Raw genomic sequence first — 16,695 nt, 5'->3', positions numbered from 1 at the left:
TGAAAGGGAATGCATTATCCCTTTCTAATCGTGATACTGGCCTCGAAGGGATAATGGCCGGCCGCTATCCCTTCACCTGCAACCGGTCCCGCGCCCGCAAGGCCGGGAAGAACCGGCCCCAGAGCAGCGCGACCGCGATCGTCGCGGCGCCGCCCGCCACCACTGCCGGGACCGCCCCGATCGCAGCGGCGAGCACGCCCGATTCGAACTCGCCGAGTTCGTTCGAGGCGCCGATGAACACCGTGTTCACCGCCGAGACCCGGCCGCGCATGGCGTCCGGGGTCTCGCCCTGTACGAAGGTCTGGCGGACGTAGACCGAGATCATGTCGGCGGCGCCGGTCACGAACAGGCAGGCCATCGACAGTGCCAGCGAGGTCGAGAGGCCGAACACGACGGTGGCCGCACCGAACAGCGCGCAGGCCCGGAGCATCCGGATCCCGGCATGACGGCGCAAGGGCCGGTAGGCGAGCAGGATTGCCATGGTGACGGCCCCGAAGGCCGGCATGCTGCGGAGCGCGCCGAGCCCCAGCGGGCCGACATGCAGCACCTCGCCGGCATAGATCGGCAGGAGCGCGGTGGCGCCGCCCAGCAGGACGGTGAACAGGTCGAGGCTGATCGCCCCCAGCACCACCGGCTGCGAGCGGATGTAGCCGATGCCGGCCGAGAGGGCCGCCCAGGTGATCGGCGGCCGCTCGGTCACGGCAGCGGGCCGGAACCGGATCAGCCCGGTCAGGACGCTCGCCAGCGCGAAGCTCGCCGCCGCGCCGCCGAACACGACCGACGGCCCGAGTGCGTAGAGCAGGCCGCCGAGCGCCGGGCCCATGACCGACGCGCTCTGCCAGAGCGAGGCGTTCCATGCGATGGCCGAGCCGAATTGCGGCCCCGGTACCAAGGTCGGCAGCAGCGCCTGCAGGGCGGGGTTGGCGAAGGCCCGCGCGGTGCCGACAACGATCACCAGGGCGTAGATCGGCCAGATCGCCTGGAGGCCGGCCAGCGCGTAGGCGAGCAGGCCGAAGCTCGCCAGGCTCTGGAGTCCGAACGCCGCAGCGCCCACGAGGCGGCGGTCATAGGCGTCCGCCACGTGGCCGGTGATCAGGGCGCAGATCACCGCGGGGAGGAAACCCGCCAGCCCAACGAGGCCCAGCGCCAGCGCGGAATGGGTCAGGTCGTAGACGAACCAGCCGATCGCCACCGCCTGCATCTGATACGCGAGGCCCGTGAGAAAGCGAGCCGAGCCGAACAGCCGGAAGTCCCCGATACCGAAGACGGCCCAGCCGGAACGATCTGTGTCGGACATGCGCCCTGCTGAGCCCGGCCGGGGGATTAATCAAGCCCGGCGCGAAAACGGATCGCCCCGCTCGCCGTCGGCCTCAGTGGACCGCCAGGCCCGGCTTGCGCACGGCGATCACGGTCGGGGCCGTGGCGGGTCGTCGTTCGGGATGCTCGCGATGCGACCCGTCAAACGGGAAGAGCGGGAAGATGCAGGTCACCTGGGTCCCGGCCCCGGGCGCGGTCTCCAGGAGGACCCGCCCGCCATGGAGCTCGACGAAGGACCGCACGATCGACAGGCCGAGCCCGACGCCGCGATGGCGGGTGCCCAGCGTGTGGCTCTCGAAGCGGTTGAAGACCGAATCGGCGATCTCCGGCGGCATGCCGCGGCCGTGGTCGCGCACGCTCAGGATCAGCTCCTGCGCGTCCCGGCGGGCGCGGACCTCGACCCGCTGCCCGGCATCCGAGAAGCCGACGGCGTTGGAGAGCAGGTTGAACAGGATCTGGCGGATGCGCTTCCCGTCCGCGTGGACGCTGCCGATATCCTCGGGCACGTCGAGGGCCAGGGTGATGTGGGATTCGGCCAACCGGTCCTCGATGCCGCGCAGGGCGGCCTCGATCGTGGTCTGCACGTCGACCTCCTCCCGCTGAAGCTCCAGCGAGCCGGCATCGATCGAGGCGAGGTCGAGGATGTCGTTGATGATGACCAGCAGCGCCGCAGACGAGCGCATGATGTGGTCAGAATATTCGCGCTGGCGGTCGTTGAGCGCACCGACCGTCTCGTCCCCGAGCAGCTGCGTGAAGCCGATGATGTTCGTGAGCGGCGAGCGCAGTTCGTAGGAGACGTGGTGCACGAAGGTGTCGCGCAGCTGCGCGGCCTTCTCGAGCGCGTCGTTCTTCTCGGTCAGCGCCCGCTCGACGTTCACGCTCGCGGTGACGTCGATCAGGGTCAGCAGGGTCGCGCCCTCGGGCAGCGGCTGCGCTGCGCAGTCGAGAACCGTGCCGTCCACCACCTCCAGGCGGCAGGACTGGGCGGTGCGCGATTCGAGGCCGACCACCGCGTCGCGGATGTCGAGCCACGGCTCCTCGGCCGGTGCGAGCGACCGGCAGGCGGCGATGACGGCATCGACATGCGGCCGCTCCTCGACGGTCGCCGGATCGAGGCGCCAGACCGTGCAGAACGCCCGGTTGGCGAGCGTCATCCGCCCGTCGGCCCCGAACACCGCCACCGGCTCGGCCAGGGTGTCGAGGGTCTCGGCCTGGAGGCGGCGCAGGGCGATGTAGCGCGTCTCGGCGTTCAGGCTGTCGGAGACATCGTCGAACAGGTAGGTCAGGCCGCCCTGCGGGTTGGGGTCGGCCACGACGCGGAGCGTTCGTCCGTCGGGCAGGTACCACCAGCTCTGGTTGGCCTCGGCGGCCCGGTAGGCGGCGAGCACGCCCTGCTTCCAGCCGCGGAAATCCGCCTGCTCCTCCAGCTTCCGCTCGGCCCGGAGATGGTCGAGGATCTCGCCGTCGGAGGGGCGGCTGTCGAGGAAGGCCTGATCGAGGTCCCAGAGCTGGCGGTAGGCGGCGTTGTGGAAGATCAGCCGCTGCGAGACGTCGAACATCGCCACCGCGGTCGGCAACTGGTCCAGGGTGCGGACGTTCGCGTTCATCTGGCGCTGCAGGTCGGCGCGGACGCTCTCAAGCTCTGAGACGTCGATGGCGATCCCGACCCGGCCGCTGTCCAGGGTGGTCTCGAACACGTCGAGCATGCGCCGGCTGCCGGCCACCACGGCCGAGAGCCGCGGCACCGTCCGGGTCAGGCCGGCGGCGCGCGCCGCCTCGTCGCGGATGATCGCCTCGCGGGCCGGACGGTCGAACAGCTCGACGCCGCCGTCGAGAGCGGCCTCGCGAGTCTCGGCCTCGACGGCCGCCGCGTAGGCCGCGTTGACCCAGCTCAGCCCACCCTCGCGGTTGCGCCGCCAGACCGGCTGCGGGATCGCGTCGAGGAGCCCGGCCAGCGCCGACAGGCCGCGGCGGGTCTCGTCCAGGGTCGCGCGCAGGTCGGCGATCTCGCAGCGCTCATGGCTGGTCTCGCGCAGGCGCAGCAGCGCGCGGCCGGCCACCGCCTGCCCGTGGGCGTCGATGCTGCGCCCGGTCTGGGTGCGCAGGCTCAAGGAGAAGCTCGTGCCCCGCGCCCGCAGGGTCTCGACCGCGGCCTCGACCGCGGCGGCGTCTGACGCGACCAGCCAGGTACCGAAGGCCAGGACGCGGCGGGCATAGCCCGAGGTCGGCCGCTCGCCGTAGATCGCCAGGCTGATGTCGCCCTCGACCACCGGCTCGCTGCGCCGGTCCCAGGTGACGATGACCTGGCGCTCGGCGTTGAGCAGCATCTCGGCGCGGTCGTGCGCGCCGCGGAGCACGTCGAGGGCGCCGGCCAGCTCCCGCTCCCGGCGGGTCCAGCGCCCGCGCTCGTAGAGGTGAAGCAGCGACAGGATCACCGCGAAGGCGACGAGGCCGCCGAAGATCGCCAGGGCGGCGACGCTGTGCATCTCACGCGGCGCGTGCGTGGTCGCGGTCTCGGGCAGTTCGGCGAGCGCAGCGCTCGCCGCCGTCAATGTGAGCGCACCCACGCAGATTCGAACGTGCGCGGCACGACCGACACCCATGATAGCCCTGCCCCCACCCCTGGCGATCCGACATGCGCGTGCAACCGCGCGGCGCGAAACGCACCGTCCCCGCGACGATTCTCTCGAACCCTCGCGGACCCACCGATCTAAGATTCGACTGCACCTTACCGTGCGGCGGAATCCAGCCGGAAGGGGAACGAAGCGTGGCTATACGCCGAGGGCTCACAATCATCCGTTAACGACACTCAGAAGACACAGTGCGTTGGCGCTCAAACGGGTTGACAAACGAAAGGGCCCGACGCAGCGCGCCGGGCCCTATTTCGGTCGATGATCGAGGGGGCGAACGCCGTCCCGGCCCTTCTCGGGCCGGTCAGGAATTCAACCTCCGGTTTGGCTCGCGCGCCGAACCGGAGGCGTCGCCGGCCGGAGCCGGCTCAGTAGCGGTAATGCTCGGACTTGAACGGGCCGGACTCGGAGACGCCGATATAGGCGGCCTGGTCGGGGCGCAGCTTGGAGAGCTTCACGCCGATCTTCTCCAGGTGCAGGGCCGCGACCTTCTCGTCGAGGGTCTTGGGCAGGGTGTAGACCTGCTTCTGGTACTTCGACGTGTTGGTCCAGAGTTCGATCTGCGCCAGCGTCTGGTTGGTGAACGAGGCCGACATCACGAAGGACGGGTGACCCGTGGCGTTGCCGAGGTTCACCAGGCGGCCCTCCGACAGGAGGATGATGCGGTGGCCGTCCGCGAAGGTGATCTCGTCCACCTGCGGCTTGATGTTGGACCACTTGAGGTTCTTCAGGCCGGCGACCTGAATCTCGTTGTCGAAGTGGCCGATGTTGCAGACGATCGCCCGGTCCTTCATCGACCGCATGTGATCGAGGGTGATGATGTCCTTGTTGCCCGTGGCGGTGACGAAGATGTCGGCGCGCGGGGCGGCGTCCTCCATCGTCACGACCTCGTAGCCCTCCATGGCGGCCTGGAGCGCGCAGATCGGGTCGATCTCCGACACGAGCACGCGGCAGCCGGCGTTGCGCAGCGAGGCGGCGGAACCCTTGCCGACATCGCCGAAGCCGGCGACCATGGCGACCTTGCCGGCCATCATCACGTCGGTGCCGCGGCGGATGCCGTCGACCAGCGACTCCTTGCAGCCGTAGAGGTTGTCGAACTTCGACTTGGTCACCGAGTCGTTCACGTTGATCGCCGGGAAGAGGAGCTTGCCCTCCTTGGCCAGCACGTACAGGCGGTGCACGCCGGTGGTGGTCTCCTCGGAGACGCCCTTGATGCTGTCGGCGAGGCCGGCGAACCAGCCCTTCGGCTTCTCGACGAGCTTCTTCTTGAGCAGCGCGAAGAAGACCTCCTCCTCCTCGCTCTCCGGCTTGTCGAGGAAGGCGGTGTCGCCGTTCTCGGCGCGCAGGCCGAGGTGGACGAACATGGTGGCGTCGCCGCCGTCGTCGAGGATCATGTTCGGCATGCCGCCGCCATGCCAGTCGAACAGGCGCGAGGTGTAGTCCCAGTACTCTTCCAGGGTCTCGCCCTTCACGGCGAAGACCGGGATGCCGGCGGCCGCGATGGCGGCGGCGGCGTGGTCCTGGGTCGAGTAGATGTTGCAGGAGACCCAGCGGATGTCGGCGCCGAGCGCCTTCAGGGTCTCGATCAGCACGGCGGTCTGGATCGTCATGTGGAGCGAGCCGGCGATCTTGGCGCCCTTCAGGGGCTGCGCCGCGCCATACTCCTCGCGGACCGCCATCAGGCCCGGCATCTCCGTCTCGGCGATCGAGATCTCCTTGCGGCCGTAATCGGCCAGCCCGATGTCCTTGACGATATAATCCTTGGCCATGAGTCGGCGGTTCCGTGTGTTCGCGTTGCGGTTCGGGGCCAGGCCCTACCACTTCGGACGCTACGAAGCAATCAAGACATAAACATGTCTTTATGCGTTCCAAGCTGTGGGGCGGCCGCGGCCCGTGGTTTTCGCCCGCTCAGATCTCGATCTCGGTGCCGACCTCGACGACCTGGCGGGTCGGCACGCCGAAGAAGGCGCCGGTGCGCTCGGCGTTGCGCTGCATGAAGGCGAACAGGTTCTCGCGCCACGAGGCCATGCCGAGATGGTCGTCCTTCGGGATGATCGTCTCGTGCCCGACGAACACGGTCATGTCGTCGACGACGTTGGCGGGCAGGTGGCGGGACGCGACCGCGCAGGCGAGCCCCTCCGGGATCGAGGCCTCCTCCATGAAGCCGTAGCGCAGGATCACCCGGTAGAAGTCCGGCGCCAGGATCGTCACGTGGGCGCGCTGCTCCACCGGGACCGTGGGGGTCTCTTCGTAGAGCGCGGTGATGATCAGGATCCGCTCCATCAGGGCGTGGTTGCGCTCGACGAAGCGTGACAGGTGCAGCGGGATCCCGTGCTCGGCCGCCGACAGGAATGCCGCGGTGCCGGGCAGGCGCAGCAGCTCGCGGTGCTGGAGCCCGGCCAGGAACGCGTCCTCCGGCTGGCGTAGCGCGACCCGGGCCTGCTCGACCAGCTCGTTGCCCTTCTTCCAGGTGAGCATCATCAGCGCGACGAAGCCGGCCAGCACCAGAGGAAACCAGCCGCCCTCCAGGATCTTCACGCTGTTGGCCGCGAAGAACACGGTGTCGATGGCCAGGAAGACGCCGTTGACCGCGAAGACCAGGATCGGGTTGTAGCCCCAGCGCAGCGCGATCAGCGCCGCCAGCAGCGTGGTGATGGCCATCAGCATCGAGACCGCGATGCCGTAGGCCCCGGCGAGCGCGTCGGAGGAGCCGAACACCACCACGGCCACCAGGGTCGCGGCGGCGAGCAGCCAGTTCACCATCGGGACATAGATCTGGCCGCGCTCCTCCTTCGCGGTCTGGACGATGCGCATGGCCGGCAGGAAGCCGAGCTGCACCGATTGCTGGGTCAGGGAGAACACGCCCGAGATGATCGCCTGCGAGGCAATGATAGTGGCGAGCGTCGCCAGCGCGATCAGCGGGTAGTGGCCCCAATCCGGGCACAGGCGGAAGAACGGGTTCTCGATCGCGTCGGGCGCGGCGAGCAGCAGGGCGCCCTGCCCGAAATAGTTGAGCACCAGCGCCGGTAGCACGAGGACGAACCACGCGACCCGAATCGGCATCGCGCCGAAATGGCCGAGATCGGCGTACATCGCCTCGCCGCCGGTGACCGCCAGGAAGGCCGCGCCCAGCATCGCGAAGCTCACGTGCCAGCCGGCATGGAGCATGAAGTCGACGGCGCGCAGCGGGTTCAGCGCGGCGAGGATCTCGGGTTTGTCGAGGATGCCGACGATCCCCAGGGTCGCCAGCACCACGAACCAGACCAGCATCACCGGTCCGAACACCCGGCCGATCACCGCGACGCCCTTGTGCTGGACAGAGAACAGCACGACCAGGATCGCGATCGTGATCGGCACCACGAAGTGCCCGAGCGACGGCGCGTCGACCTTCAGCCCCTCGATGGCCGAGAGCACCGAGATCGCCGGGGTGATCGCGCCGTCGCCGTAGAGCAGCGCGGCACCGATCAGCCCGACCACAAGGAGCGCCGCCTTCCAGGTGCCGTGCCGGGCCTGCCGGGCGCCGAGCAGCGCCAGCATGGCGACGATGCCGCCCTCACCCTTGTTGTCGGCACGTAGGATCAGCACCGCGTATTTCAGCGACACGATCAGGATCAGCGACCACAGGATCAGCGACACCGCGCCGGTGGCGGCTTCCGGGACCGAGGCGCCCCCGGCGGTGGCCGCCTTCACGGCTTCCTTGAAGGCGTAGAGAGGGCTGGTGCCGATATCCCCGTAGACGACGCCGAGCGCGCCGAAGACGAGGGCGGGCTTGAGGCGGCTTTTCTGGGACGCGGCGTCGTCGCCTGCCCGGGCTTGAGCATCGGGCGCCGCCGCGGGGGCAAGGGACTGACTCAACGCACGTCTCCCGCGGGATTAAATCGTTCGCCCTGACCGGACAGGTAGAGCGCCGTCCGTCGAAGTGGAAGCCGATGCAGCCGGATAGGCTTTCGAGAACGGCTCGCCACGGCCGAACGATCAACCGGAAACCGCATCCGTTCTTCGATGGCTTCCCCGATCTCGGGCATGAGCCACGCCCCTTTCCCGGACGCCTGGAACGTCAGTGGAAGGTGATCCGGGACCCAGCAGAAGAATGCGCCGCGCAGCGGCACGCCCGTGGAACTCCGGGTGCAAGCAGGCGCTTCGCGTCGTCTTGTGCTGGGTCCCGGGTTGCATTCCGCTGACGCTGCATCCGCCCGGGAAAGGGACGGCGCATAACCGGCACTGCTCCGCTCCGCCCGTTTCCCTTCGGACCCGCCCCGGTCACACCAACTCAGCCAGCGCCTCCGGGCAGGCTTGTCCGCGCCGCAGGCCGAAGACCGGAACGCCGGCATGGCGGGCGATCGACGCGGCCACGGTGGCGAGCGGTGCCGGCGCCCCCTCGCTCTCGCTGACGGCGATGGCCAGCAGCGGCACGCCGTGCAGGCGCAGGGTCTCGCAGGCGGTGAGCGCGTGGCTGATCGCCCCGAGATAGCTGCCGGAGACCAGCAGCGCCGGCACGTCGAGCGCCTTGAGCCAGTCGAGCCCGGTGGCACGGTCGGTGACCGGGCTCATCAGCCCGCCGACCCCCTCGATGATCAAGGTTTCCTCGGTGCGGGCGACCTGCCCCCGGCACCATCCGACGAGATCGGACAGGTCCAATGCCCGGTCCTCCAGGGCGGCGGCCTGATCGGGCGCGAGCGGGGCCGAGAACCGCCAGGGGGAGCACGCCTCGACCGTCTCGTCCTCGATGGCGAGGCCCTGCGCGTCGAGGAGGCGGGCGGTGTCGCTCTCCGCGAAGGCCGGATCGCTCAGAGGCGGCACGCCGCTCGCCAGGGGCTTCAGGGTCCGGACCGGCCGACCCTGCGCCCGCAGGCGCCGGGTCAGCGCCGCGGTGACGTAGGTCTTGCCGATCTCGGTGCCGGCGCCGGCGACGAAGACCGTGCGGGCGGCCATGTGTCAGCCGCCTCAGGCCTGGAACGTGCCGTGGCAGTGCTTGTACTTCTTGCCCGAGCCGCACGGGCACGGCTCGTTGCGCCCGACCCGGCCCCAGGTGGCGGAATCGTTCGGGTCGCGCTCCAGCACCGCGCCGTCCACCGACAGGCCCTGCGCGGCGTAGCCGTAGGCGGGACCGCCGCCGCCATCGCTGCCAGAGCCGCGCTCGCCGTAATCCATCTCGTTCTCGCCGGTGACCGGGTCGAGATGCTGGGCGAACATTTGCGGCAGCTCCGGCGTGCCGCCCGGGAAGCCCTGCTGCTGATCGGGCTGCTGGTGCACGATCTCGACGCGGGAGAGCTGCGCCGTCACCTGCTCGCGCAGGGACGTCACCAGGCTGTTGAACAGGTCGAAGGCCTCGGACTTGTATTCGTTGAGCGGATCGCGCTGGGCGAAGCCGCGCCAGCCGATCACCTGCCGGAGGTGGTCGAGGGTCACGAGGTGCTCGCGCCAGAGGTGGTCCAGGGTCTGGAGCAGGACCTGCTTCTCGATATAGGCGGTGATCTCGGTGCCGTTCTTCTCGGCCCGCTCGGCATAGGCGGTCTCGGCGGCCTTGAGCAGACGCTCGCGCATCTCCTCGTCGGCGATGCCCTCTTCCTTGGCCCACTCCTCCACCGGCGCGTCGAGGTTGAGCACCTCAAGAACCTGTTCGCGCAAGGCCGCGACGTCCCACTGCTCGGCGTAGGCGTTCTGCGGAATGTAGCGGGCGACGAAGTCGTCGATCACGCCCTCGCGCATCTCGTCGACGGTCTCGCGCACGCTCTCCTGGGCCATGAAGTCCCGGCGCTGCTCGAACACGACCTTGCGCTGGTCGTTCATGACGTTGTCGTACTTGAGCACGTTCTTGCGCATGTCGAAGTTGCGCGCTTCGACCTTCTGCTGCGCCTTCTCGATCGCCTTGTTGATCCAGGGGTGGATGATCGCCTCGCCCTGCTCCAGGCCGAGCTTCTGCAGCATCCCGTCCATGCGGTCGGAGCCGAAGATCCGCATCAGGTCGTCCTGAAGCGACAGGTAGAACTTCGAGCGGCCCGGATCGCCCTGGCGGCCGGAGCGGCCCCGGAGCTGGTTGTCGATGCGCCGGGATTCGTGGCGCTCGGTGCCGATGATGTAGAGGCCGCCCGGCAGGGCCTTCTTGCGGCCGGCTTCCGGGTCCGCCGGCTCGCCCGAGGCCAGCACCTTGGCGCGGTTGTCGGCGATCTCCGCCTTGATCGCCTCGATGGCGGCGTCGCGCTCCGGCCCGTCCGGGAGCTGGCTCAGCTCCTTCTCGATCCGCATCTCGAGGTTGCCGCCGAGTTTGATGTCGGTGCCGCGGCCGGCCATGTTGGTGGCGATGGTGATCGCGCCCGGCACGCCGGCCTCGGCGACGATGTAGGCCTCCTGCTCGTGGAAGCGGGCGTTCAGCACGGCGAAGCGCTTGGTCACCCGGCCCTCGCGGGCGGCCTTGTAGACGTCGGTGAGCGCGTTCGGATAGGAATAGTCGAGCAGGGTGTAGCCGGCCTTCTTCAGCATCTCGGCCAGGTGCTCGGACTTCTCGATCGAGCCGGTGCCGACCAGGATCGGCTGGTGGCGGCTATGCGCCTTGTCGATCTCCGCGATGATCCCTTCGTACTTCTCGGCGACCGTGCGGTAGACCTCGTCGTCCTCGTCGACGCGCTCGACCTCCTTGTTGGTCGGGATGTCGACCACGTCGAGCTTGTAGATCTCGGCGAACTCGTCGGCTTCCGTCGAGGCCGTGCCGGTCATGCCGGCGAGCTTGCCGTAGAGGCGGAAGTAGTTCTGGAACGTGATCGAGGCCAGCGTCTGGTTCTCGGGCTGGATCGTCACGCGCTCCTTGGCCTCGAGGGCCTGGTGCAGTCCCTCCGAGTAGCGCCGGCCCTGCATCATGCGGCCGGTGAACTCGTCGATGATCACCACCTCGTCGTTCTTGACGATGTAGTCCTTGTCCCGGGTGAACAGGGTGTTGGCGCGCAGGGCCTGGTTCACGTGGTGGACGAGGCTGACGTTGTGGGCGTCGTAGAGGTCGCCGTCCTTGAGCAGGCCGACCTCGCGCAGGGTCACCTCGACGAACTCGTTGCCGGCTTCCGTGAGCGAAACCGTGCGCTGCTTCTCGTCGAGGTCGTAATGCTCGCGCACCAGCCGGGGCATGATAGCGTCGACCGAGACGTACAGCTCTGAGCGGTCGTCCACCGGCCCGGAGATGATCAGCGGCGTGCGGGCCTCGTCGATCAGGATCGAGTCCACCTCGTCCACGATCGCGAAGTTGTGTCCCCGCTGGGCGAGCTGCGACAGCTCGTACTTCATGTTGTCGCGCAGGTAGTCGAACCCGTACTCGTTGTTGGTGCCGTACGTGATGTCGCAGGCGTAGGCCGCCTTGCGCTGCTCGTCGTCGAGCCCGTGCACGATGGTCCCGACGGTGAGCCCAAGGAACCGGTAGAGCTGGCCCATCCATTCCGCGTCGCGGGCGGCGAGGTAGTCGTTCACGGTGACGACGTGGACGCCCTTGCCCTCCAGGGCGTTCAGGTAGACCGGCAGCGTCGCCACCAGGGTCTTACCCTCGCCGGTCTTCATCTCGGCGATGGCGCCCTCGTGCAGGACCATGCCGCCGATCAGCTGCACGTCGAAATGGCGCTGGCCGAAGACCCGCTTGGCCGCCTCGCGCACCGTGGCGAAGGCCGGGACCAGGATGTCGTCGAGGCTCTTGCCGGCGGCCAGTTCCGCCTTCAGCATGTCGGTCCGCGCCCGGAGCGCGTCGTCCGACAGGGCCTGGATCTCCGGTTCCAGCGCGTTGATCAGCGCCACCCGCGGGCGGTAGCCCTTGACGCGGCGGTCGTTGGAGGAGCCGAAAATCTTCTTGGCGATCGAGCCGAGCATCGTTGACCTGCAGACGCGCGAGCCCGCCGACGGGTAAGCGTGGCGGGCCGGCCTTGGCGGAGTTGGCCGGGCTTATAGAGGTAAACATCCGCCGACGCACCTGAAAGAGGGCGGCGCCAACAGGCCGGGCGCCGGAAGGCCGAAACGGCAGCGCTTGCCTTCTCGCGCGACGCGCGCCACCTGTGCCGCGGCCCGCCGCCCGGCCTCGACAGGGGCGGCGACGAGACGTCAGCCGAGGACCACGCCAGCATGCCGAACACCGCCCTCCTCCGGCGCGCGAGCGCGCTCGCCCTGATGCTCGCGATGCCCGGACTCGCGTTGGCGCAGGCTCCCCAGGCGGCCCCGGCCCAGACCGCGACGCCGGCGGCGAACACCGCGCCCCCGAGCCCCGACACCGTTGTTGCGAGCGTCAACGGCAAGCCGATCACCCAGGGCGACCTCGCCATCGCGTCCGACGACCCGGCGCTGTCGCTCCCGGGCGTGGACGAAGCGCAGAAGAAGTCCCTCTTGGTGGATTACATGGTCGACCTGCGGGTCGGCGCGCAGGCCGCCGAGGCCGCCAAGATCGGCGACACGCCGGAGTTCAAGCGCAAGCTCGCCTACTTCCGCGACAAGCTCTTGCTCGACGACTACCTGGAGCAGGAGGCCAAGCGGGCGGTGACCCCCGAGGCCGAGCACGCGATCTACGATCAGACCGTCAAGCTGATGAAGCCCGAGGAGGAGGTGCACGCGCGCCACATCCTGGTGGACAACGAGGGCGACGCGAAGAAGATCGCGGCCCGGATCAAGGGCGGCGAGGATTTCGCCAAGGTCGCGGCCGAGGCCTCGAAGGATCCCGGCTCGAAGGCCGAGGGCGGCGATCTCGGCTGGTTCACCAAGGAGCGGATGGTCCCGGACTTCGCCAACGCCGCCTTCGCGATGAAGCCCGGCCAGGTCTCCGACCCGGTGAAGAGCCAGTTCGGCTGGCACGTCATCAAGGTCGAGGAGAAGCGGACCAAGCCGCAGCCGACCTTCGACGAGCTGAAGGAACAGATCGACCAGCACATCGTCCGCAAGGCCCAGCAGGACATGATCCTGAAGCTGCGCGCCGAGGCCAAGATCGACCGGACCGACGCGGCGCCGGCCGCCGCACAGCTGGCGCCGGAGACGAAGAAGCCGTGAGCCGGTACGGACAAAAGGTGTTCCCCCCTCCTCCGGTTAGGAGAGGGGACCGGATACATCACCGTGTCATTCCGGGGCGCCGCGGGCGAGCCCGGAATCCAGAGCCGCCGACAGCGCAAGGTCTGCTCAACCTGCGTTTATGGATCCCGGGCTCCGCTTCGCAGCCCCGGGATGACAAGGAGGGTGGTCGAACGACCAGAGAACTCTCGCATTCTCAGACGTTCGGTGATTCCGGACGCCTGGATCCTCAATACGGCCGGTCGGGATGCAGGTAAGCGGACTGGGCGGGCGCCACCGGTGCGGTCACCCCGAGCGCGGCGAGTTCGGCCGTGCGGCGGCCTTCGGCGATCCGGTCGAGTACCGCGATCAGCAGCCACGGACACGCGATCCCGATGAAGAAGGCCATGTGATCCTCCGACGCCGGATCTGAGAATTGTCCAGCTTCGGTGGATGATAGGCCGGTCCGGGCCGTCCGCAAGCGGTGTCGGGCTGCTTTCGCGTCAGAGCCAGCCTTGAAGCTCGCGACGCACCACGTGCTCGATGACCTTCATGCCCAGATCCGAGTCGTTCAGGCATGGAATGTAGGCGAAGCGCTCACCGCCGTTGCCCTCGAAATAGTGGCGGTTCTCGCCGTCGAGCTCTTCCAGCGTCTCCAGGCAATCGGCCGTGAAGCCCGGGGCGACGATGGCCATCCGCTTCACGCCGGACTTCGCCAGCTCCGTCACGGTCTCGTCGGTGTAGGGCTTCAGCCACTCCTCGTTGCCGAAGCGCGACTGGAACGTCACCCGCATGCGCTCGGGCGACATCCCCAGGGCTTCCCGGATCAGGCGCCCGGTCTTGTGGCACTGGCAATGGTAGGGATCGCCTTTGAGCAGGTAGCTGCGCGGGACGCCGTGGAACGAGGTCAGGATCACCTCGGGCTCGAAGTCGAGCTTGGCCAGGCCCTCGCGGATCGAATCGGCCATCGCGGCGATGTAGACCGGATCGTCGTGATAGGGCGGCGACACCCGCACGGTCGGCTGCCAGCGCATGTCCATCAGGGCGCGGAACGCCTGGTCGCAGGCGGTGGCCGAGGTCGCGGCGGCGTATTGCGGGTAGAGCGGCACCAGCAGGATCCGGTCGCAGCCCTGGTCGAGCAGCGACTGGAGCCGGTCGGCCACCTCCGGCTTGCCGTAGCGCATCGCCCAGTCGACCACGACGGAATCCCCCATCGCGGCCTGCAGGCGCTCGCTCTGGCCGCGGGTGGTCGTCTTGAGCGGCCCCTCGTTGCGGGTGTTGTTCCAGACGCTGGCGTAGTCGCGGCCCTTCGGCCCCGGGCGCTTGGTCAGGATGATCAGGTTGAGCAGCGGCCACCAGATCAGCCGGGGCACCTCGATGACCCGCCGGTCCGACAGGAACTCCTTGAGGTAGCGCCGCATCGGCCAGTAGCTGGTGCCCTCGGGGGTGCCGAGGTTCATCAGCAGGACGCCGACGCGGCCCCATGCGACCTTCGGGTGGTCGGCCGGGAAGCCGCCCGCGGCGGGGACCGATGTGGCGAGGGGCCGGCCTTCCGCCAGCGCGGCGGGTTCGACGCGTTCGTTCATGGCAGCGTTCCGGCGCCGCGCGCCGAGTCCTTCTTCTGGCTTCAGATACCCGGCAGCCGGCGCACGCGCTTGGGCCGGAGGCTTCCCGGTGTCAGGTGCGATCCCATGTAGGGTGCCGCGCCGCCGAGCGAAGGCCGGCTGCGACATGCTGCACCGGACGTGCCATGCATGGTCGTCCGTTCCTCCCTAGCCACCGCCGTCCCGGCCCGCAACCGCGAGACCCGATGTCCGACACCCCCGTGGCCGCCGCGCTGGCTGCTTTCCGCGCCTCCGGGTCTCCGTGGCTGGCGCTGCCGTTCTTCGCCGGCGACGCGGCCGACTCCGTCGCGGCCCGGGTCGATGCCCGGATCGCCGCGGGCGCGCGGGTCCTGCCGGCCCCGGCCGACATCTTCCGGGCGCTCGCCGAGACGCCGCTGCCGGCGGTCCGCGCGGTCATCCTCGGGCAGGATCCCTACCCGACACCGGGCGATGCCAACGGCCTCGCCTTCTCGTACGTGGGCTCCGGCCGCCTGCCGGCCTCGCTGCGGGTGATCCTGGCCGAGGCCGGCTCCGAACGGTCCGCCGGCGGCGACCTGACGCCCTGGGCCCGGCAGGGCGTACTGCTCCTCAACAGCGCGCTCACCGTCGAGGCCGGCAAGGCCGGTGCGCATCTGCGTTATGGCTGGTCGGCGCTGACCGACGAGGCCGTCGCGGCGGTCTCGGCGCGTCCGGAGCCGGCGGTCTTTCTGCTCTGGGGCGCTCAGGCCCGCGCCCGGGTGCCGCTGATCGATGCGGCGCGCCACGGCGTGTTCGAGAGCGGGCACCCCTCGCCGCTCAACCGAGCCCGGGATTTCCCGGGCTCGGACCCGTTCGGCCGGGCCAACGGCTGGCTGGCCGAACGCGGGGTGACGCCGATCGACTGGCGCCTCGGCTGACCGGTCACTGCGCCGGCTTGACGGGCTCCACCGGCTTGGCGGGCTCTGCGGGCTTGACGGCCTCCGCCGGAGCCGGCGCGTCGGCGGCCTGACCGGCCGGCAACAGGACGTTCTTGGTGATGGAGCCCTCGGGCCCGTACTCGCCGGCCACCGCGATGCAGGCCTGATCGCGGTTCTGGGCCATCTGGTTCGACATCAGCGTGAACATGGTCTGGACGCGGTTGCCGAACGGGCCGCGCGGCTGGACGTCGTCCACCCGAACGTTCTGCTTCGCCAGCAGACCCTCAAAAGCCGCGTTGCCGATGCGGTAGCCGCAGACGTTCGAGGCGGCGAAGATGTAGGCGGCGAATTCGAGCGCGCGCGGCGACGGGGCGTTCCGGATCTGCGCCCGCGCCGGCAGGGCGGCGAACGTCGCGGCGGCGAGCGTCAGGGTGAGGGCTGTGGCGTAGGGGGCGACCCGGCGCGTGGGGCGGTTCATGGGACGTGTTCCTCGGTCCGGGGCGACCTCTTCCGGGCCGCCCGCGCGGAGCCGGACATAGGCCGGACCGAGCACATCGCCAATGCGACCGAATTCGCATTCAAATTGCGGTCGGCCGTTCATCATCGATTCGGCATAGGCGCAGTCGCAGGCGCCTGCGGCCCGGAAAACAGCCCAGTGTTCCGATGATCTGCGATCGTGAGACAGAGTGTTAACCGGCGCGCGTCACGCCAAGGTCCACCGTTTATCCAGATCCAGGCGGTTCGCAGCGTATGTTTGGCGTGAACTCCACTGTCGCAGATGTCCCGGTCCCGACGCCGGTCTCCAATCCGGCCACCCGTGATCCCGACCGGCGCCTCCGCTCCGGCGGCGCTTCCGGGGAGAGGCGTCCGCCCCATCTGCAGGCCGCCCCGGCGATCTGCCCCAACCGGGTCGCGCATTGGGCCTACGGCGAAGGCCTCCGGGCCGGCTCGACCGTCGCGCTCCTGGTCCGCGACCTCGGCCAGTCCGAGGCGATGCGGCTCGGCCTGGCCCGGCTCGGGATCCGGGTCGCCGCCATCGACGGCAGCCGGCGCGGCGAGGCCCTGGCCGACAGCCTGGCCCTCTCGGCCGCCACGCTGGTGATCGTCGATACCGTCCTGGCGGAGGCCTACGCCGGCGTGATGGGGCGGCTGCCCGCCTACCCCTCCGTGTGGTGGAACGGTCCCGGTGCGGACTTCGCCAGCCTGGATCTCGCCCTGGCCGAGCAGGATTGACGGGCGCTAACGGAC

General features: G+C 69.3%; 12 protein-coding genes. 3 read left to right on the top strand and 9 right to left on the bottom strand.

Annotated features, from left to right (window positions below):
* Positions 1 to 64: 64 nt before the first annotated feature.
* The 6 genes from FV233_RS00515 to secA all read right to left on the bottom strand — a co-directional run bounded on the left by FV233_RS00515 (position 65) and on the right by secA (position 11,789).
* Entirely contained in the window at positions 65 to 1,297 is a 1,233-nt protein-coding gene (locus FV233_RS00515; RefSeq protein WP_147896312.1) for an MFS transporter, read from the bottom strand.
* Between the two features lie 73 nt (positions 1,298 to 1,370).
* Positions 1,371 to 3,920: a PAS domain-containing sensor histidine kinase gene (locus FV233_RS00510; protein WP_147896311.1), complete on the bottom strand. Its 2,550-nt coding sequence runs from the start codon at positions 3,918 to 3,920 to the stop codon at positions 1,371 to 1,373.
* A gap of 395 nt (positions 3,921 to 4,315) precedes the next feature.
* Positions 4,316 to 5,716, bottom strand: coding sequence for an adenosylhomocysteinase (gene ahcY, locus FV233_RS00505; RefSeq protein ID WP_147855052.1), 1,401 nt, complete (start codon positions 5,714 to 5,716; stop codon positions 4,316 to 4,318).
* A 139-nt stretch (positions 5,717 to 5,855) separates the two neighbouring features.
* Positions 5,856 to 7,802, bottom strand: a complete 1,947-nt coding sequence (locus FV233_RS00500; protein WP_147896310.1) for a KUP/HAK/KT family potassium transporter — start codon at positions 7,800 to 7,802, stop codon at positions 5,856 to 5,858.
* A gap of 405 nt (positions 7,803 to 8,207) precedes the next feature.
* Positions 8,208 to 8,879 carry a dethiobiotin synthase gene (gene bioD / locus FV233_RS00495; RefSeq protein WP_147896309.1) on the bottom strand — a complete coding sequence of 224 codons (672 nt, stop codon included), beginning with the start codon at positions 8,877 to 8,879 and terminating at the stop codon, positions 8,208 to 8,210.
* 12 nt (positions 8,880 to 8,891) lie between these two features.
* Positions 8,892 to 11,789: a preprotein translocase subunit SecA gene (gene secA / locus FV233_RS00490; RefSeq protein ID WP_147896308.1), complete on the bottom strand. Its 2,898-nt coding sequence runs from the start codon at positions 11,787 to 11,789 to the stop codon at positions 8,892 to 8,894.
* A 249-nt stretch (positions 11,790 to 12,038) separates the two neighbouring features.
* Here secA and FV233_RS00485 point away from each other — a divergent pair, with 249 nt between their 5' ends.
* Entirely contained in the window at positions 12,039 to 12,950 is a 912-nt protein-coding gene (locus FV233_RS00485) for a peptidylprolyl isomerase (RefSeq protein ID WP_147896307.1), read from the top strand.
* A 247-nt stretch (positions 12,951 to 13,197) separates the two neighbouring features.
* On the opposite strand, the gene FV233_RS30080 is transcribed toward FV233_RS00485, so the two are convergent.
* Together FV233_RS30080 and hemH are read right to left on the bottom strand one after the other, a co-directional pair.
* Positions 13,198 to 13,356, bottom strand: coding sequence for a hypothetical protein (locus tag FV233_RS30080; protein WP_187278023.1), 159 nt, complete (start codon positions 13,354 to 13,356; stop codon positions 13,198 to 13,200).
* Between the two features lie 94 nt (positions 13,357 to 13,450).
* Positions 13,451 to 14,533 carry a ferrochelatase gene (gene hemH / locus FV233_RS00480; protein ID WP_147896306.1) on the bottom strand — a complete coding sequence of 361 codons (1,083 nt, stop codon included), beginning with the start codon at positions 14,531 to 14,533 and terminating at the stop codon, positions 13,451 to 13,453.
* 224 nt (positions 14,534 to 14,757) lie between these two features.
* On the opposite strand from hemH, the gene FV233_RS00475 reads away from it, so the two are divergent.
* Positions 14,758 to 15,447, top strand: coding sequence for a uracil-DNA glycosylase (locus tag FV233_RS00475; protein WP_147896305.1), 690 nt, complete (start codon positions 14,758 to 14,760; stop codon positions 15,445 to 15,447).
* A gap of 4 nt (positions 15,448 to 15,451) precedes the next feature.
* Here FV233_RS00475 and FV233_RS00470 read toward each other — a convergent pair whose 3' ends face one another.
* Entirely contained in the window at positions 15,452 to 15,925 is a 474-nt protein-coding gene (locus FV233_RS00470) for a hypothetical protein (RefSeq protein WP_147896304.1), read from the bottom strand.
* 272 nt (positions 15,926 to 16,197) lie between these two features.
* Between FV233_RS00470 and FV233_RS00465 the strand changes: the two genes are divergently transcribed.
* The gene (locus tag FV233_RS00465) at positions 16,198 to 16,680 is read left to right on the top strand and encodes an AMP-dependent synthetase (protein ID WP_147896303.1); all 483 of its coding nucleotides are present in this window, start codon (positions 16,198 to 16,200) and stop codon (positions 16,678 to 16,680) included.
* The last annotated feature ends 15 nt before the right edge of the window (positions 16,681 to 16,695 follow it).

It is taken from the genome of Methylobacterium sp. WL7, assembly GCF_008040085.1.
Taxonomy (GTDB): domain Bacteria; phylum Pseudomonadota; class Alphaproteobacteria; order Rhizobiales; family Beijerinckiaceae; genus Methylobacterium; species Methylobacterium mesophilicum.
Note: the sequence above shows the minus strand (reverse complement) of the source record. Positions and strands in the feature narration are given on the sequence as shown.